General features: G+C 51.7%; 13 protein-coding genes. All 13 read left to right on the top strand.

The genetic code is table 11. The annotated features are described in order from the left end of the window. The first annotated feature begins 66 nt into the window (after positions 1–66). The 13 genes from MHI43_RS23730 to MHI43_RS23670 all read left to right on the top strand — a co-directional run bounded on the left by MHI43_RS23730 (position 67) and on the right by MHI43_RS23670 (position 19,528). Positions 67–2,577 (top strand): M60 family metallopeptidase, encoded by a 2,511-nt coding sequence (locus MHI43_RS23730; RefSeq protein ID WP_036660132.1) that lies wholly within the window; start codon positions 67–69, stop codon positions 2,575–2,577. A 165-nt stretch (positions 2,578–2,742) separates the two neighbouring features. Continuing rightward, a complete protein-coding gene (locus MHI43_RS23725; protein ID WP_036660133.1) occupies positions 2,743–3,933 on the top strand; it encodes a glycine C-acetyltransferase in 1,191 nt (396 codons plus the stop codon). A gap of 16 nt (positions 3,934–3,949) precedes the next feature. Then, entirely contained in the window at positions 3,950–4,918 is a 969-nt protein-coding gene (locus MHI43_RS23720; RefSeq protein WP_036660136.1) for an NAD-dependent epimerase/dehydratase family protein, read from the top strand. Between the two features lie 33 nt (positions 4,919–4,951). Continuing rightward, positions 4,952–5,521, top strand: a complete 570-nt coding sequence (locus MHI43_RS23715) for an XRE family transcriptional regulator (protein ID WP_036660138.1) — start codon at positions 4,952–4,954, stop codon at positions 5,519–5,521. Positions 5,522–5,753: 232 nt separating this feature from the next. Next, a complete protein-coding gene (locus MHI43_RS23710) occupies positions 5,754–8,990 on the top strand; it encodes a M60 family metallopeptidase (RefSeq protein WP_036660140.1) in 3,237 nt (1,078 codons plus the stop codon). Between the two features lie 227 nt (positions 8,991–9,217). After that, positions 9,218–10,825: an extracellular solute-binding protein gene (locus MHI43_RS23705; RefSeq protein WP_036660143.1), complete on the top strand. Its 1,608-nt coding sequence runs from the start codon at positions 9,218–9,220 to the stop codon at positions 10,823–10,825. Positions 10,826–10,930: 105 nt separating this feature from the next. Further along, complete coding sequence (locus MHI43_RS23700) at positions 10,931–11,878, top strand: ABC transporter permease subunit (protein ID WP_036660146.1); 948 nt, start codon at positions 10,931–10,933, stop codon at positions 11,876–11,878. Positions 11,879–11,892: 14 nt separating this feature from the next. Continuing rightward, positions 11,893–12,771 carry a carbohydrate ABC transporter permease gene (locus MHI43_RS23695; protein WP_015736752.1) on the top strand — a complete coding sequence of 293 codons (879 nt, stop codon included), beginning with the start codon at positions 11,893–11,895 and terminating at the stop codon, positions 12,769–12,771. A gap of 10 nt (positions 12,772–12,781) precedes the next feature. After that, positions 12,782–14,482 (top strand): alpha-L-fucosidase, encoded by a 1,701-nt coding sequence (locus MHI43_RS23690; protein ID WP_036660147.1) that lies wholly within the window; start codon positions 12,782–12,784, stop codon positions 14,480–14,482. A gap of 145 nt (positions 14,483–14,627) precedes the next feature. Then, complete coding sequence (locus MHI43_RS23685; protein WP_036660149.1) at positions 14,628–16,997, top strand: helix-turn-helix domain-containing protein; 2,370 nt, start codon at positions 14,628–14,630, stop codon at positions 16,995–16,997. A 32-nt stretch (positions 16,998–17,029) separates the two neighbouring features. Further along, positions 17,030–18,202 carry a glycoside hydrolase family 88 protein gene (locus MHI43_RS23680; RefSeq protein ID WP_015736749.1) on the top strand — a complete coding sequence of 391 codons (1,173 nt, stop codon included), beginning with the start codon at positions 17,030–17,032 and terminating at the stop codon, positions 18,200–18,202. A 168-nt stretch (positions 18,203–18,370) separates the two neighbouring features. Continuing rightward, a complete protein-coding gene (locus MHI43_RS23675) occupies positions 18,371–19,012 on the top strand; it encodes a TetR/AcrR family transcriptional regulator (RefSeq protein WP_036660150.1) in 642 nt (213 codons plus the stop codon). 6 nt (positions 19,013–19,018) lie between these two features. Next, the gene (locus MHI43_RS23670; protein WP_015736747.1) at positions 19,019–19,528 is read left to right on the top strand and encodes a DUF4188 domain-containing protein; all 510 of its coding nucleotides are present in this window, start codon (positions 19,019–19,021) and stop codon (positions 19,526–19,528) included. Positions 19,529–19,630: the final 102 nt, after the last annotated feature.

Below are 19,630 nucleotides of genomic sequence, written 5' to 3'. Positions count from 1 at the left end.
AAAGCTTATGGCAGCTGTGCCATTCCATCCAGATATTAAAGGAAATCAAGGAGGGATCGTAAAGGAATGAAGATAATGAAACGGATTAAAAAATATGCAGTAATCGGGCCTGCAGTATCCTTAATGTTTGCATCTATCGCATCAGCCGAATCTGCCGAACCTGCGGAGATCAGTAAACATACGGTAACGGCTTTTTCGCAGGCAGACGTCACCGGACCAACCGAGCTTCAATCATCCGGATTGGCTGATGCTTCTTGGTCGGCTGGAACGCCGCTCGACGTGCTTAAGAACGATTTCAGCATATTTTATAAGGATTTGCAAGCGATACCATATTTCGCTGGCGGCGGTGTTGCTGCAGTAGGGGATGCGGCATTCAATATCAACGTGCCCGATTATATTCCAACGATTTCGGCAGCCCGTTACGGTAAAGGGCGTATCGTTGTCGCCGGGAGCAAGGAGTATTTTAATCTGACTGAGTCGGCGGGGGATACTGCCGGAAAACTGGCCCGGAATATTTTATGGTGGCTGACCGAAGATGCCACCACGAATCAAGGTCAAGGAAACGATCATACGAACCGCTACGAAGATGCATTGAAGAAATCTGGGAAGAAGATTCGATTGATAACTACCTCCGCCGGGCTTGCGGTAAACCCGGATTTGCCCATCGAATTGGTGAAAATCGACAGTTGGGATTCCGTAAACCTGAATCCGCAAAAATACGCGGCAGCCTATGTAGACCATACGATGAAGGAAAAGGATCTGGAAGCGCTGGATCAATATCTACGGTCAGGCGGCGGCATTGTCGTGGCGGATAACCTGAGCGGCATCGAGGGAATAACGCGTGATACCACAGAGGAAATCGTGCTTCAGGTAGGCAATCTGAGGGGAGCCAGACTGAGCCGTGATTTTGCGATTCAAAAGCTGCTTAACCGGGCTGGGCTGACGCTGATGAACAGAGGTTCGGAGTCAAGTGTGGGCGAATCGGCATTGACCTATGAGCAAGCCAACGATCATCATATCAAGACACGGCTTGCTCAAGGCAAGGAAGTGGAAGAGGGAACGATCACTTACGATCAAATCGATATCGGTCCGCCGGGCACCCCTGCGAACAAAAAACAGGAGCGGCTCTACCATATACTAAACGAGACGCTCGAAACGTTATCCAGCGAATCCCCCCTGAACGCTTGGGCAGATACAGAGGCCGGCAGCCTGCCGCCCGCCGAGTTCCCGGTCCAAAAATTTCAGCAGCCCTATACGAATGCGCTGCATAACTTCCGCTTCAGTCATTTTACCTTGGATCCGGCCAACGAGAAATCTCCGTATGCCGACGCATTTCCGGGAGTAGTTTCGGAGGAAGCGGCCATCGTTAACGACCGGGAAGTCGAGGTCGACTTTGATTTCCCCAACACGATGTACACGCACGCCCTTCCGTCGAAAAACTGGATCAGTACCGGATTGTATGCACCCCCCGGTAAAGTCATTACGCTTGAAGTACCGGAAGGCGTGGAGCATTTAACGGTTCAAATCGGTTCGCATGATGACGATTTGAGAGGATCCGGCAAGTGGGAACGAGTTCCGCTTATCGTTAACCACCAGAAGCTGACCCCGGGCATCCATCAAGTTAACAGCCCATATGGTGGACTCATATATCTCATTCCCCTAAAGGCGAAGAATGACTTTCGGGCAACCGTCAAGATCAGCGGGGCGGCGGAAGCACCGTATTACGTGCTTGGCAAGACTACGCTTGAGGAATGGGAGAGAATTCGCACCGGGCCGGTTGCCGTCCCTTTCGCGGAGCTTCAAGGCGAACGTATTATCCTGACGGTCCCCTCGGATTTGATTCGCCAAGTAGCCGATCCGGAGGAGTTGATGCGGACGTGGGATGAAATTTACGACAGTTATGATGAACTGGTAGGTCTTGATCCGGACAGGGCGATGCCGCATACCGCCCATCAATTGAATCGTCGTTACGTCGCCGACGGACAGATCTCTTCGGGGGCAATGCATGCGGGATATCCAATCATGCTGCCGTTCAGTTATGCAGCCAACCTGCTGGATGTTCATTATGTAAAAACAAGCGCTTGGGGATTCTGGCATGAACTTGGGCATGAATACCAGCAGCGGACATGGACCTGGAGCGATGTCGGGGAAGTGACCGTTAACCTGTTCTCGCTTTACACCCAAGAAAAGTACGGGAATGCCTCCGAACTATTGAAAGTCGGGAATGACGGCAAGGATTACTACGAACGGGGGATCGCATTTGTTGAGAACAATGACCCGGCAAAAAAATACGGCCAAATCGGCAATTATGAAAGACTGGTGATGTTCAAGCAGCTTCAGCTTGCTTACGGCTGGGAATTCTACACCCGGATATTCGAGACATACCGCGAATTATCTCGCGATGAAATTCAAGGCACGGTCGATACTTTTGCCGTCATAGCTTCTCAAACGGCTGGGGAGGACCTGACTGAATTTTTCGACAAATGGGCAATAGGCCTGACGGATGACGGAAGAGCAAGGATTGCCTCATTGAATTTGCCTGAGCCGCTAGCCGATATTTGGACGTTAAGAGAATAACCATGAATAAGCCATGCTTTCTCGGTTGAGGAAGCATGGTTTTTTTATTTATGCAATATAACATATTTTTGTACAGGATATTGCATGCGCGTGGCTTTTTGCATACAATGGAATGGTAAATGATATGTACGTTAAGATACTTCGGATCCACGGGAGGAATTTCATATGTCCAGTCAATCGTTAAGCGCTTTCTTACAGGATAATCTAACGGAACTCAAGCAGCAAGGGCTCTATAATACGATCCAGCCTCTTGAAAGTCCGAATGGTCCGCTTATTACCATTCAGGGTCGTGAATTCGTGAATTTATCTTCCAACAACTATCTGGGTCTGGCGAATGATGAGCGATTGAAAGAAGCGGCCATCCGGGCTACGACCGATTTCGGGACCGGCAGCGGCGCCGTTCGCTCCATTAACGGAACGCTTGCACTTCATGTAGAGCTTGAGGAGAAGCTTGCTCAGTTCAAGGGAACCGAAGCGGTGCTGACCTATCAGTCCGGTTTCAATTGCAATATGGCGGCAATCTCGGCGGTGATGGGTGCCGGGGATGCGATTTTGTCGGATGAGCTGAACCATGCGTCCATTATTGACGGCTGTCGGTTGACCAAGGCGAAGGTTATTCGTTTTAACCATTCGGACATGGACGATTTGCGTTCGAAGGCCCAAGAAGCGAGAGAATCCGGTTTATATAACAAGATTATGGTCATTACCGACGGCGTGTTCTCGATGGACGGCGATATTGCGAAGCTCCCCGAAATCGTGGAGATCGCGGAGACCTATGATCTGATCACTTATGTGGACGATGCGCATGGCTCAGGTGTTCTTGGCGGCGGAGCAGGCACCGTGAAGCATTTCGGATTGTCGGAGCGAGTGGATATCCAGATCGGCACGCTGTCCAAAGCGGTTGGCGTTGTCGGCGGGTATGTTGCCGGATCACGGGATCTGGTCGATTGGCTCAAGGTCCGCAGCCGGCCGTTCCTGTTCTCCACGGCGCTGCCTCCAGGTACCGTGGCCGCTTGCATTACCGCTATCGACATCCTGCAGAACAGCAAAGACCTGCAAATGAAGCTGTGGGAGAACACCCGTTATCTGCAGGAAGGCCTTAAGCGTCTTGGCTATTCCGTCGGCCGTACGGAAACGCCGATTACGCCTTGCATTATTGGAGATGAAGCAACCACCCAGAAATTCAGCACCAGATTGTATGAAGAAGGCGTGTATGCCAAGTCGATCGTGTTCCCGACGGTGCCAAAAGGCACGGGAAGAGTTCGGAATATGCCAACCGCCATGCATACGAAGGAGATGCTGGATCGCGCACTTTCCGCATATGAAACCATCGGACGCGAGCTGGGTCTGATCTAATAAGGGGGCACAAGTGATGAAACGAATTATGGTAACTGGTGCGCTCGGTCAGATTGGCTCAGACCTGGTGGCGAAATTGCGGCAAGTTTACGGCGTAGAAGCTGTTCTCGCAACGGACATTCGCCAAATCCAGCATGAAACGGTGCAATCAGGACCGTTCCGAACACTGGATGTAACCGACCACCAAGCATTCCATGAAGCAGCTAAAGAACACCGGGCGGATACGATTATCCATCTTGCAGCCCTGTTGTCGGCCAAGGCCGAATCCAATCCCGCACTGGCTTGGAACCTGAATATGGGCGGTTTGTTAAACGCCCTCGAGACGGCACGGGCATTATCCTGCCAGTTCTTTACGCCGAGCTCTATCGCAGCATTCGGGGCGGACACTCCGAAAAGAGCAACGCCGCAAGACACGCTGCAGCGCCCGTTAACGATGTATGGAGTCAGCAAGGTCTCCGGCGAGCTATTGTGTGACTACTATTACCATAAATTCGGAGTGGATACCCGCGGATTGCGTTTTCCAGGGCTGATCTCCCACTCCGCGCCTCCGGGCGGGGGAACGACGGATTATGCGGTTGAGATGTATGTAGACGCCATTTGCAGCGGCAGCTATACTTCCTACATTGATAAAGGGACCTACCTTGACATGATGTACATGCCGGATGCGATCTCAGCCATCATGACATTGATGGAAGCGGATCCGGCTAAGCTGAAGCACCGTAATGCCTTTAATGTCACGGCGATGAGCGTCGACCCTGAGGGGATTGCGGCCAGCATCCGCCGACACATACCGGATTTCAGCCTCGACTATAACGTGGATCCTGTCCGTCAAGCGATTGCGAACGAATGGCCGGATTCTATAGACGCAACTGCAGCACGCGAAGAATGGGGATTTGATGTACAATATGATTTGAACCATATGACCGATGATATGGTGTCAAAGCTTATGGAGAAGCCGCAAGCGGATCAGAGCAAGATCAGTTAACGGCTTAGTTTCAGAAGGAGGATATGGTTACACTTGGAACCCATTCATAAAAAAGTAGGGAGAAATCTGCAAGCCATCCGCAAATCACGGGGCCTCAGCCTCGATAACGTAGCCGAGTTGACCGGCGTAAGCAAAGCCATGCTGGGACAGATCGAGCGGGGGGATTCAAACCCGACGATTTCCGTATTATGGCGCATCGTCAGCGGCCTCGGCATTTCATTCACCACGCTCATTGAAGAGGCGGAAACCGAAGTGACCGTGGTATCCCCGGAGGACGTGGAGCCTTTTCACGAGGCTGAAGGCGCATACCGGGTATACCCTTTGTTCTCCTACAACCTGCGCACCAAATTCGAGTCCTATATGGTCATCATGGATCCCGGCTGTGACCATGGTTCAGAAGCGCATAATGATGGCGTGGAGGAATATATTTTTGTGCATCAGGGAGAGCTGGAACTATGGCGCGAAGACGAAAGCTACACCGTCCCTGCCGGAAGTTCTGTGCATTTCTCGGCTAACCGGCCCCATCGGTACGTTAACCCTGGGAATGAAACAACGAAATTTTACACGATTATATTTTATGCGGATGCCGCAGCCAGAGGATGATCTAGATAAACAGCTGCACGTATTGATTACCGTCAATCAAATATTAAAAAAAGCTAGTGCCGTCCGGAAAAAATACAGTCCGATCTTAAATATCGACTGTATGGTGTTCCGGGCGGCCGTTTTATATTTAGGACGTGGGAAAAAGGAAACTGGAGGGGAGGGGGAGGTGAAGCGGTAGCACTTCGTTTCTCGTTGCTATTACGAAATCATCGACAAGGGAGTTGAGCGATTGATGGGTTTCCACACCAAAAAGTGGTTGAAGCTGTTATTGGCGGTTGCTTGCACGCTTGCGGCCGTTCCGCCGGCAGGGAAGACACTGATGGCGGCGGATGGAATGACGGAGCAGGCTGACGTTCATGTAGTAGGCCCGAATACCGCCGCGAGCATGGCGCCTCAGCATGATCTTGATGTGATTTATAAGGATTTGTCCGGTTATCCGACGGTATCGGCCACCTATAACGGAGGTGTCGCTGCCATCGGAGACCAAGCCTTCGTCCTGGCGGTCAACCCGGACACGACGCCGATTCTTGCAGCCGCTCGCTACGGAAAAGGCAAAGTCGTTGTTGCAGGCGATGATTCCTATTTCAAATTCACCTCCGATATTACCGATGAGCGGAAGACGGTGGCACGCAACATCCTCCTGTGGTTAACGGAGGACTCCGAGACGTTAACCTATCAGGAGGCGTTGGAAGGCAAGGGGCGATTGCCCATGTTGTCGGCAACGTGGAAGAATTATACCATCGAGACCGATGTGCCGATCGATATGGTCCGGTTGGAGCAATTCACGCCTGAGCATTTGGATCCGTCCCGCTACCCCGTAGCTTATGTTGACGGGACGCTGAAGGATAGCGAGGTCGATGCCGTCGAGCATTACGTCGCGCAAGGAGGTCATGTCGTAGTCCCCTTAAAAGGATGGGTGATGGAGCAATATCCGCATGTCTTCCTCGGGAATGAATATCAGGGCCGTTCGGGCAGGCTCAGTGAAGATTTCCCGGTGCAGCGCCTATTGAACCGGATGGGTCTTGGTCTGATGAACAATACGGCATCGACTCGAACGGAAACCTTGCCCAGATTGACACCGGAGCAATCCGCCAATTATCATTCGCTAAAGCTGCTGGAGCAGGCCGAGGCGATTGAGGCTGGAACGCTGTCACCGGATCAGGTGAACGTCGGACGACCTGGCGCCGGCGCGGACAAGAAGCTGCAGGTCATCGCTTCGGTGACCGGCGGAACTGTTAGCAGCATCACCCCGCAAAGCCCGCTGTATGCTGTGATCGAGCAGGATGCCAGCGATTTGGAGTCCCAGCTTACGTTTCCGCTCGACCGTTCCAAAGCGCCCTATACCAGCGCATTGTTAGCTTTTCAATTGGGACGGATCGGCAATGATCTGACAGCACCTAAATCCCCTTATGCCGATCAATTTCCTGGAGCCGTTCCGGGGGACGCCCCGAGAGTGACGGGACAATCCGTTCACGTGAATTTTGATTATTCAACCTATGACTATTTACGTCAAGGGACGGTTCCAAAGAATTGGATCAGCACGGGGTTATACGCGCCGGCCGGAGAATGGGTAACGATTCATGTTCCTGAAGGCACCCAGAATTTAGATGTGCAGGTAGGGGCTCACACGGATAATTTGACAAGTAAAACGGAATGGGAACGACCTCCGGTCATAACGCAGCGAAAGCCGCTCCTTTCGGGCGAGAATCGGATCCGCAGCCCTTATGGCGGCCTGATTTACCTGATTCCGACCAAACCGCAGCCGAGCGTCGCGAAGGATGTTGAAATCAGCGGCGGAGTTCGTGCTCCTTATTATATCCTTGGTGAGACCTCACCGTCTGAATGGGAAGACGCGATTCGGCATCATCCCGCTCCATGGGCAGAGCTTCAGGGACGCAGAGTGATCCTGACGCTTCCGTCCGAGTATATCAGGCAGCTGGAAGATCCGCAGCAATTAGTGGAGAAGTGGGACGCGATCGTGGACTACACCGAGGAAGTCGCGGGACTTTCCCCGGATCAACAGCTGCCTCACAAAAGTATAGACCTTCCGTTCCGTTACGTTGCGGATCGACAGATTAGTGCAGGTTATATGCACGCCGGCTATCCGATCATGTTTCACATCGATCCTTCGGCGGGCCACGCCGTGGACATATCCCGAGTTACACAGGGTGGATGGGGCTTCTGGCACGAGACGGGCCACGAGTATCAGCAAGGAGCTTGGAACTGGAACGTAACGGGCGAAATTACCGTTAATATTTATTCTTTATATGTCCAGGAAAAATTCGGCAACAGCAGCAACTTATTGATTCGGAACGCGGAAGGAAAGGACTTCTACGATCGGGCATTTGATTATATCGAAAGCGATCTTCCGGGCAAGTCGTTCGGCACTTCGGGCCAGCTGGATCTCTTCGGCTATCTCGTGATGTTCCGCCAGCTTTCCCTGGCTTACGGATGGGACTTTTATGCTGAGCTTCATAAGGCGTACCGGGAGCTGCCGGCATCACAGCTGCCAGCGACAAACCAAGAAGAGATCGACACGTTTGTTATCATGGCCTCGAAAACCGCAGGCGAGAACCTGACGGAGTTCTTCGATAAATGGGCGCTTCCGTATTCCAAGGCTGAGGTTCAATCCCGTATCGCCGCCTTGAACTTACCCTTACCTTCGCAGGAACTTTGGCGCTTAAGGGAGACGCACGCGTTAAATGATCCTCCCGAGATCAAGGTCGATCAGGATTCCGAGTGGAGCCGCGAATCGGTGAAGGTCACCATCACTATGACACCGGTAGCTGAAGCGGCGGGCATGCGAAGCCAGTACAAGATTGGATCCGAGGGCAAATGGACGGATTACACGGCTCCCATACTTGTAGAAGCGGAAGGTCAGACAACGATACATGCCCGGGCGGCCGCGATGTCTGGTGTGACAAGCGACGAAGCTTCCAAGACGGTGAAGATCGACCGGACCGGCCCGGAAATCACGGCAAACGTGACCCAGTCCGTATACCAAACCGAGCGTTTCACCATTTCACCTCACATCACGGACGCATTAAGCGGCGTATCCGGCGTCATCGTGGAACTGGATGGCAAGGAAGCTGCCGAAACGCTGGTTAGAGAGCCGTTAACGCTGACAGCAGGACCGCACACTCTTCGGATAACGGCAGAAGATGCAGCCGGGAATATTTCGGTTCGCGAATACCCGTTTGAAGTTGTTGTCGATCAGGAACAGCTCGACGATATTGTAAGGGCAGGGGAAGAGAAAGGCTGGATCGATAATCACGGCATCACGCAAAGCTTATTGGCCAAAATCGCGAATCTCCAGCAGCATTTGCCTGGAAGTGAAGCAGCTGAGGATGCGATCATTTCGCTGGAGAATGCCATTAAGGCGCAGCAGGGCAAGCATCTCGATTTCGGCTTCGCGGAGCTGCTTCTTGGAGACATAGACTACATCCGAAGCCGCAGCTCGGCTTCCTAGCAGCATGCGAAATGAAGGGCGGCCGAAATGGCCGCCCTTCATTTCTGTAATGGCCATCATCATGAAATAAGTCAGTCCAAGATTAAATATAGACAATGTACTGCCTTAAAAATATATTGCACAATTAGAAAACACGGCAGTGTTCAATCGCCAAAATGTTCAGTAAGGTGGTGCTTAACAAACCAGAAGTCCACACAACAAGCAAAGGAAAAGGGAGGCAAATGATAATGAAGGTCAACAGGTTTAAAGTATTCTGGATTGTTTTGCTTGTCGTCACCATGGCCATCACGGCGGCAGGGTGCGGCGGTCCTGCCAAGGAACAACCGGAGGTAGCGTCGGACCCGGAAGCCCCTCCGGTTCTATCGGAACTGACGTATTGGGTGCAAATCGTTAGCCAGGTGTCCGCTACGATGAAGAGTTATAACGAAATCGAGGCCTATAAGGAGCTGGAGAGGATCACCGGGGTGAAAGTGGATTTTCAGCATCCTCCGCAGGGCCAGCAGGCGACGGAGCAGTTCAACCTCATGATGACTTCGGATAAACTCCCGGACGTGATTGAATATTCATGGGCCGGCTATCCGGGGGGGCCGGAGAAGGCGATCAAAGACGGCAAAATCATCAAACTCAATGATTTGATTGACCAATATGCCCCGAACTTTAAAAAGGTGCTCGAGGAGCATCCGGAGTGGAAGAAGGAAATTACGACCGATGACGGCAGCATCTACGTGTTCCCGTTTCTGCGCACCGACGACAAGCTTAAGGTATTTCTCGGACCGACGATCCGGCAGGATTGGCTCGATAAGCTGGGGCTATCGATGCCGACCACGGTTGATGAATGGTACAACGTATTGAAGGCTTTTAAGGAGCAAGATCCGAACGGCAATGGCAAGGCGGATGAGATTCCCCTGTATCTGACGAAAGGAGATGTCGATACAACAACCGCTTTTCTCGGGGCATGGGGTATTAATGCAGGGTTTTACCAAGAGGAAGGTCAGGTTAAATACGGCCCGACGGACCCGAGGTTTAAGGAGTTCCTGACGCTCATGAACCAGTGGTACAAGGAAGGCTTGCTTGATCAAGACTTTGCGACGACCGATGAGAAAATGCTGGAGGCCAAAATTACGGGCGGGCAAATCGGATCAGCGGTTCTATACACCGGCAGCGGGATCGGCAAGTATGGAACGCTCATGAAGGATAAAGATCCGAACTTCAGATTGGTGGCAGCCCCCTACCCCGTGATGAACAAGGGCGACAAGCAAATCTGGGGATATAAGGACCATGCGTTTAACGGAATCGGGGCAGCGGTTACCACCAGCAACAAAAACCCGGTTGAAACGGTGAAGTGGCTGGATTACGGCTATTCCGAGGAAGGCACCCTGTTGTTTAACTTCGGAAAAGAGGGCGTCAGCTATGCGATGGAGGACGGCAAGCCGATATTTAAGCCCGAAGTATTGAAGGACCCTTCCGGACTGCCGGTGATTCAGTCCATGTCCAAGCACAACCGCGCAACCTTCAGCGGGCCGTTCATGCTTGATATTCGGTTCGATCAACAATACACCACCGAGCCGGATCAGCTGGAGTCCAAGATTATCTGGGCAGAGCCGACCATGGAGAAGAAAATGCCGCGCACAACGCCGACCCAATCCGAGAGCAGCCGCTATGCTTCCATCATGACGGACATCAACACATACAAGGATGAGATGTACTTGAAGTTCGTCATGGGCGCCGAGCCGTTGGATCAGTTTGACAAGTATGTGAAAACCATCGAATCCATGGGGCTTGCCGAAGCTCTGGAAATACAGCAGAAAGCCTTGGAGCGTTACGGTAAGCGGTAAACGGTAAACGGTAAACGGTAAACGGTAAACGTCCTGAAGCGGCGGAAACATGCAGACTCCGCCGCGCTTGGCGAAATATAAATTGATTTGGAGGGAGGGATTCGATTGTCAGCCACCCAGAAGTATCCCTTCGAGCATCGCAAAGGGAAATGGACAACGATTGCGAACGATTTGAAACGGAACAAATTCGTCTACATACTGGCGCTTCCCGTCATTCTATACTATGCCGTCTTCCACTATGGACCGATGTACGGTCTGTTGATGGCTTTCAAAGATTTCAGCATTGCCGACGGCATATGGGGAAGCGAGTGGATCGGATTTGAGCATTTCCGCAATTTCTTTAACAGCTATTATTTCGAACGCCTTCTGCGCAATACCGTGCTGATCAATGTCTATGAGCTCATCTTCGCGTTTCCGGCACCGATTATCCTTGCCCTGCTGCTGAACGAAATCCGCAGCCGGCTGTTTAAGCGTACGGTTCAGACGATCTCGTATTTGCCGCATTTCGTATCCATCGTCGTCGTGACCGGGATCATGTTCGATTTCCTTGCAAGAGATGGCTTGGTGAATCAGATTCTGGGCTTTTTCGGCATCGAATCGATTCCGTTCATGAGCGAGGCCAGTTGGTTCCGTACGATATATGTCGGCTCCGGCATTTGGCAAGGCGTGGGCTGGGGTTCGATCATTTATCTTGCTGCCATCGCCACCATTGATCCGACCCTTTACGAAGCTGCTAAGATGGACGGCGCAGGCCGCTGGAAACAGATGCTGCACATCACGCTGCCGGGCATGCTGCCGACGATCATCATCATTTTCATTCTCAATATGGGCTCCATGCTTAGCGTTGGCAGCGAAAAAGTATTGCTGATGTACAGCCCGCTTACTTATGAAACGGCAGACGTGATCTCGACCTTTGTCTACAGAAGAGGGGTTCTGGAGACGGATTACGGCTTCACGACCGCCGTTGGTTTATTCAATGCGGTGGTCAGCTTCATCCTGCTTGTACTCGCGAACTCGATCAGCAAGCGGGTCAGCGAACATAAACTGTGGTAGAGAGGGGGGCATCCATGGCTAACAATCGATCCGCAGGCGAGATAACCTTCGTCTGTTTGAATGCGTTGATCCTGACGGGCCTCTGCTTCGTCACCTTATATCCGTTCGTGTACGTTGCCTTCGCTTCGTTCAGCGATCCCGCTTCATTGGCCCAGCACCGGGGGCTGCTGTTCGCGCCGCTTGATATTAACTTCGAAGCCTATAAGGCGGTGTTTAACAATCCGATGATTACGACGGGATATCGGAACACGCTAATCTACGTTGTGGCGGGAACGGCCATCAATCTGGTGGCCACGGCGATCGGCGCATATGTGCTGTCCCGCAGAAATTTGTACTTCAAAAATGTCCTGATGATGCTGATCGTCATCACCATGTTTTTCGGCGGCGGGCTGATTCCGACTTATCTGCTGATCAATAACCTGGGGATGCTGAACACGATCTGGGCGATGCTGATCCCCGGGATGATCGGGACGTTCAATATGATCATTATGCGGACTGCCTTTCAGTCCGTTCCGATAAGTCTTGAGGAATCGGCGAAAATCGACGGGGCGAACGATCTGATCATTCTGTTCCGGATCATTATTCCGCTGTCCATGCCCGTTATCGCCGTCATGATTTTATGGTATGCCGTTGGACATTGGAATTCATATTTCGGAGCGCTCATCTATCTAAGGGACCGGGAGCTATTCCCGCTTCAGCTCGTGCTCCGGGAAATTCTCATAACCAATACGACCGACAGCATGATGACGGAGGCCTCGGGAGACCGGATGGCGATCGCCGACACCATTAAATATGCAACGATTATCGTTTCTACATTGCCGATACTGCTTCTGTATCCGTTTTTGCAAAAATATTTCGTCAAAGGCGTTTTGATCGGCGCCATTAAGGAATAGGAGGAGAACGATGGCTGACTCATTAGATATCGCAACGGAAAGCAAGAGCCGGATGCAGTGGTGGAAGGATGCCAAATTCGGCATGTTCATCCACTGGGGGGTATATTCGCTGCTCGGCAAAGGGGAGTGGGTCATGTATGCCAACAAAATACCGGTAAAGGAATATGAGAAACTCGCCGAGGAATTCAATCCGACGCAGTATGATGCCAAGGCTTGGGTCAATTGCGCCAAAAGGGCAGGCATGAAATATATCGTCATCACAGCCAAACATCACGATGGCTTCGCCATGTACCATTCACGGACGGACTCGTTCAATATCGTGGATGCTTCTCCATTCGGCCGGGATCCGTTGAAGGAATTATCCGAGGCTTGCAGGGAGGAAGGAATCCGGCTCTGCTTTTACTATTCCCATGTCATTGATTGGCATCATCCGCATGCGCTTCACGATACGTTTAACAATCTATGGGACTATGAGCTGGAGAAGAAGGCGTTCTTTAGTTACTGGAACCATAAAGCGAAGGGACAAGTGCGTGAGCTGCTGACGGAATATGGTCCGGTCGGGCTGCTCTGGTTCGACACCTCCGGGGGATTGTCGAAGAAGGAGAGCGAAGCGATGGTAAACATGATCCGTGGGCTTCAGCCCGATTGCCTGATTAACAGCAGGGTAAGCCATTGGCCTGATTTCGGTGACTACCAATCCAAGGGTGACAACGAAATCCCGATGCATGGCGAGGAAACGCGGGAATGGGAGACGCCGATGACCCTAAATCAATCGTGGGGGTACAGCACCAAGGATCAAGTGTGGAAATCGACGGATGCTCTGATCCGAAAGTTGGTGCACATCGTAAGCAAGGGAGGGAACCTGCTGCTCAATGTCGGCCCTACGGAAACAGGCATAATTCCGGAAAAATCCGTTCTGCGCCTGGAGGAAGTCGGCGAATGGCTTGGGCGAAATGGAGAGGCGGTTTACGGCACAAGCGCAAGCCCGTTCCCTTATGAGCTGGAATGGGGAGCGGTTACGGTGAAAGGAGATACGCTCTTCCTGCATGTGTACAATCGCTATTGGCCTGCGGAAGAATTGGTATTGAACGGCGTAAGAAATACGGTTGAAAAAGCTTATCTGCTCACGGACCCCAGTACATGTCTTCCTGTGCACCAGAGCTATCGGCCGGAAACGGACCGTCACGAGATGCGGATCCGATTGCCTGAACTTCCCCCAGAAGACCATGTATCGGTTATAGCATTGGAACTCGATGGCAGGACCGATGTAGATCAGGGTTTTATCCAACAGGCAAACGGCGCTGTTAAGTTGGATCTTGTCCTGTCGGAAATAACGACAGGCAACGGGATGAACGAGGCCCGGTGGACCTTCAAGGCAGCGTCGTCCGGCATATATGAAGTCATCCTCGTCAACTTCAAAAAATCCGATGCCGCTTGGGAACAGGAATATGATCATGAAGTCACCGTACGGGCAGCAGGACAGACGATTGCGTGTGTTCCCCGAGAGGATAAGGTCGTCAGCGACTCCATTTCTTGTCAGCATCCGTACACTGAGATACATTCATCGATCGGGCGGATCGTAATAGAGAATCCGGGCACGTATGCGTTGACCTTATCGAGCAAGCTTGCGAAGCCCAAACCTTTTGGACCGGAAATTTGGCAGGCGGCTGCCGTGAAGCTTCGTTCCGTGCGATTGGTTCAGGCGCTTTAAATACTACGATGTACCCCAAACTTAGACATCCCTTTAATGGGGACGCTTCTCACCTGGGTGACCAAAATTTTTAAAGGGTTTGCTGGTCCGTTCGGCGAAGGATTCAAGAAATAGGTTTCCATACATTTTCTTGGAGGAATGCGACATGATCTCGATACCCGGCCTTCTTCCCGGCAAGCGAAAGAGAAGCCGGGGACGCGTCTTGAAAACCATGATCGTTTCGTATATGCTCATCCTTTTGTTGCCTATGACCGTGGGGCTTTTTCTATATGGACGGGTGGAAAACGTGATGGAAAACAATGCGGAGCGTTCAAATTCGGCGATGCTGGAGCAGCTGCGGCTATCCATGGACAGCAAGCTTAAAGAAGTGGATATTTTGGCTAAGCAAATCATGTTTAACCCCAAACTGGCTTATTTGCTGAATCTTGATCGGCATGATCAAGGAGGGGCGTACCGCCAGGTAGAATTCCTCCGCGATTATTTAAATCGCTATCAATCGTTTGTAAGCGGATTCGTGAAGGACTACTATGTTCATCTGCAAGCCGGAGACGTCATCCTGAAGCCTGGATTGCGGACGGATGCCAGAACCTTTTACGACAAGTATTACCGGTTTGAGCATATGGACTTTGAAACATGGAAGCAGACAATGCTTGGCAGCTACCACAACAAGGCGTTCCTGCCCTCCGATGTGCTGCTGCAGAACCCGAACCAAGGAAATGGCAACCCGGCGGATGTGATCACCTATGCGCAATCCCTTCCGCTTCATGACGTGTCCAATATCCGGGGAACGCTGGTTATTATGATCGATGGACAGCAGCTTCAAGAGATGTTCCGCCAAATCGAGTCCGCCAACGACAGCGAGATATATATTCTCGATAAGGAACGGGGCGTGATTGCAAGCTCATCGGATTCGGAGTTGTCCGCGCAGGTGACGGAAAGATTAACCGGTCCATCGGGATTGTTCAAGACAGCATTAAATGGCACGGACAGCATGGTAACCTTTACGGAATCCAAGGAGGCCGGCTGGCATTATGTGTCCGTCATGCCGATGGACAGTGTCATGGAACGAGTAGCACAGCTGAAGAGAATGGCGCTGACGGTGTTTGTCGCATCGCTTGTCGCAGGAGCGGCCGTTGCTTGTTGGTTTGCATACCGACAGTACAGTCCCGTCAAACGGGTGGTGGATGCCATTCTTCAAGGAAAGCCGATTCAGGATAAGCCGGCCGCGAACGAATATGATTTCATATTGCAAACGATCGAAGGCTCGCTCGTTGAGCAGCGGCATCTGAGGGAGCGACTGTTCAGGCAGACGCCCGTCATCCGCGCCGATTTTCTGTCAAGGCTCATTCGGGGGTACATCGATCCGGATCATGCGGGGGATCAAGGGGGGCCGACATTAGCTACCATGGGCATCCACTTCGCGTCCGACAAGTTTGCGGTAATCATTGTTCAAGCCGTGGATATTACAAGGCTGTCGCCGGAGCCATCCGAGCAAGGTTGGACGCAAATTCGGTTTATTATCTCGAATATCGGCACGGATATCGCAAATTCGGGTCATCAGGGATTCGCCGTCGATATGGAACGCGACCGGGTAGCGATCCTGGTTAATTTCCATCCGGTTGAGGAGGCGGAAGCCCAGCTCTTCCTTCATGAGATTGCAGAGCGATTGCTCCGGGTACTGGAGGACCGTTTCCATATTTCCGTCACGATTGCCGTCAGCAGCGTACACACAGGAAACGGAACGATCGGCAGCGCTTATCTGGAAGCCATGGCCGCCCTGGATTACCGTATGTTCAGCGGCAGAAACTCCATCATTCACTTCGGGCACGTACGGGACATCAAGCATCATTATTACTATCCGATCGAATTCGAGACGCAGCTTGTCAACCATGTGAGAAGCGGCGATACGGAAAATGTCGCCAAGCTGCTGGACAATATTTATACGATGAATTTTAAATCGGCGGGGATGACCCCGGAACTGGGAAGATGCTTGTTCTTCAATATCATCAGCACCTTTCTGAAAATACTGAATTTGACGAACACGGATCATGAAAGCCTGCTGGGGCCGAGCTTTGATCCCGTAAAACACATATTCGGTTGTTCCACAAGCGATGAAATGCAAGCCGAGACCAAGCGGCTATATGACAAACTGACTTGTCTCTTTCATACGGAGCATAGCGATCACAGCATCCAGCTGCAGCAGGATATGATGGCATTCATCGACCGAAACTTAACCGATTATAATTTAGGACTCGGTATGATCGCCGACCATTTCGGCATGACGCCGCAGTATATCTCGAGTTTCTTCAAAAAGATGAATCGATGCAATATCACCGACTATATTACCCGCGCGAGGATTGAGAAGGCGAAGACATTGATGGAGCAATCGGAACTGACCAATGCGCAGCTGGCCCAACTGGTCGGCTATACCAATGATGTCGTGTTCATCCGGGCATTCAAGAAATTGGAGGGGGTCACCCCCGGTAAATATCGGGTGAGCGCAAGCGGGCAGTAACGCTTAAGCGAGGAGAGGAGTGGCCAATTACCATGGAAGCGATCCAGCAACCTTTTAAATACGGCGAGGCAACGATATGGACCCGGCAAAGGACCGAAGCCGCCATCGAATTCGTGCTGCATAAGATCGATGAGAATTTAGATACATTTTCGAGCCGTTTTCCATCTCCTGCAAGCCGCAATCATATTTATGAGCCAATCGGTAATACGGAATGGACCTCGTCCTTCTGGACCGGGATGCTGTGGCTTGCTTATGAGATCACGGGGGAAACGAAGTACCGGTCGATTGCGGAGCTTCAACTCCACAGCTACAAGGAGCGCGTAGAGCAACGCATCGCCACGGAGACGCATGATCTGGGATTTTTGTATTCCTTGTCCTGCGTTGCCGCTTATAAGCTGACCGGGAATGAAGAAGCGAGACGGATTGCCTTGGCCGCAGCAGACCTGCTGATGGAGCGGTATTTCGAGAAAGCCGGGATCATTCAGGCTTGGGGCAAGCTAGACAGGCCGTCACAGCGCGGCCGAATGATCATCGACTGCTGCATGAATTTGCCTTTGCTCTATTGGGCGACGGAGGAAACCCGCAAACCGGAGTATCGGCGCGCTGCCATAAGCCATGCACGGCAGTCCGCTCGTTATTTGATCCGCGAGGATTCCTCAACTTATCACACGTATTATATGGATGTCGAGAGCGGAGAACCAAGGTTTGGACAAACGTCCCAAGGATATGCGGATCATTCGTGCTGGTCCCGCGGTCAGGCCTGGGCCATTTACGGTATGCCGCTCAGTTATGCCTATTCGAAGGAAGAAACACTGCTGCATGATGCCGAGCGAGTCACGAATTACTATTTGAATCGGCTGCCTGAGGATGATGTGTGCTATTGGGATTTGATATTCACCGAAGGGCAGGAAGAGAGGGACAGCTCGGCAGCCGCCATTTCGGTATGCGGAATGCTGGAGCTGGCCAAGCGTTTACCGCTCTCGCATCCGCAGCGCCGTACATACGAGAACGCGGCACTGCGTATCCTGGCGTCTTTAAGCGATCGATATACGACGGCAACGCTCCCTGAATCCAACGGCATTCTGCAGCATGCGGTCTACGGAAAGCCGCTTGGTAACGGAATCGACGAATGCTGCATTTGGGGGGACTATTTCTATTTCGAGGCGTTGGTGAGGGTCTTTAAAGATTGGGATATGTACTGGTGAATGAAGAGGGGCCATATTCAAAAGACAGTGTGAACGTAAAACGTTACCCCTGCATCAGCCTTGCTGATGTCAGGGGTGTTTTGTCTGTCTGTTTGGCTAAGTTGACAAAATAAATTAACTCGTGTTAATTTATTTACATAAGTTAACTTTTGAGAGGTGCTAATCACAATGGATCCGGAAATCCCATTAAGGGAATTAAAAAAAGCCAAGAACAAAATCGCGCTGTATGAAGCGGCATTATCCTTGATGAAGGACCGGATGTTCAGCCAAGTTATGCTGGAGGACATCTGCAAGCGCGCAGAAATATCCAAGGTCACTTTTTTTAAGTTTTATCAACGCAAAGAGGATCTGCTGATTTATTTTATGCGGATATGGCTGACCGAGCGGGTCATCGAGATCGATACGGAAGGGAAAAAAGGGTTTCAGGCGTTCCGGCATCTGCTAACCCAAGTGGCTAAGGAACATCAAGTGAGGCCTGGTATGATGCCTAGCCTGATCTCCTTTCTCGCAGAGCAGAACATGCAGCCCTGCATGCCGGAGCTGAGCCCTGCGGAAGTATCGCTGCTCTTTCCCGGTCACGAGGAAGCGGGAAGCCGATCACCCAACATGTACGATTTGTTCCAGCAGTTCATGAAAGATGAAGATCAAGCCGGAAGGCTGAACAAAGCCCTTACCTTGGAGCAAGCCGTGCAGATCTGCTTCACCACTTTTTATGGCGCGTTTCTGACGGCTCAGTTGTACAATTCCACGGAAATCGGCTGCTTTTACGAAACGCACCTAGGTCTGCTTGAAATAAAGGAAGAGGAGTGAACAAGCATGGGCAAAGTGATTCCAGGTCGATATACCGCACATATGGACGGATCTTTCGTTGTATTCGTGATCGGGTTTCGGATTAACAAGTGGTGGGCGGTCCATAAGTGGCTGCCTGTCATGAATGCCATGACCCCGATGCTTCAGGAGCTGTACCGGAACAAGGAGGAGCTCGGCTTCATGGACGGTACCTATCATTTTTCAGGGCGGGGACTTACCCTCATCCAATATTGGAGAAGCTTCGAACACCTGGAGCATTATGCACGCCACGGAGCCAATCACCTGAAGGCATGGCGGGATTTCAACCGCAAGGTCGGAACGGGAGGGGACGTAGGGATATTTCACGAAACCTATCTTGTTCAGGAAGGGCAGCATGAATGCCTGTACAACAACATGCCGAGATTCGGTTTGGCCAAAGCAGGAGCTCATGTTCCTGCGACGGGCCGCAGGGAAACGGCAAGCCGGCGGCTTGGACGTGAGGGAGAACCGGCGGTGCCCACTCCTCCGAATCCATAGTTCCGGTCTGTCGGCGGCTGACCGCTCTTTGCCGAGCAATGGATAATTACCATAGGTTAAGGGCGGTGTAAATGCTATGGAAGTCGTGATGCTTTAGACTTG

The sequence above is a fragment of the Paenibacillus sp. FSL H8-0457 genome, from assembly GCF_038051935.1.
GTDB lineage: Bacteria > Bacillota > Bacilli > Paenibacillales > Paenibacillaceae > Paenibacillus_AQ > Paenibacillus_AQ lautus_A.
Note: the sequence above shows the minus strand (reverse complement) of the source record. Positions and strands in the feature narration are given on the sequence as shown.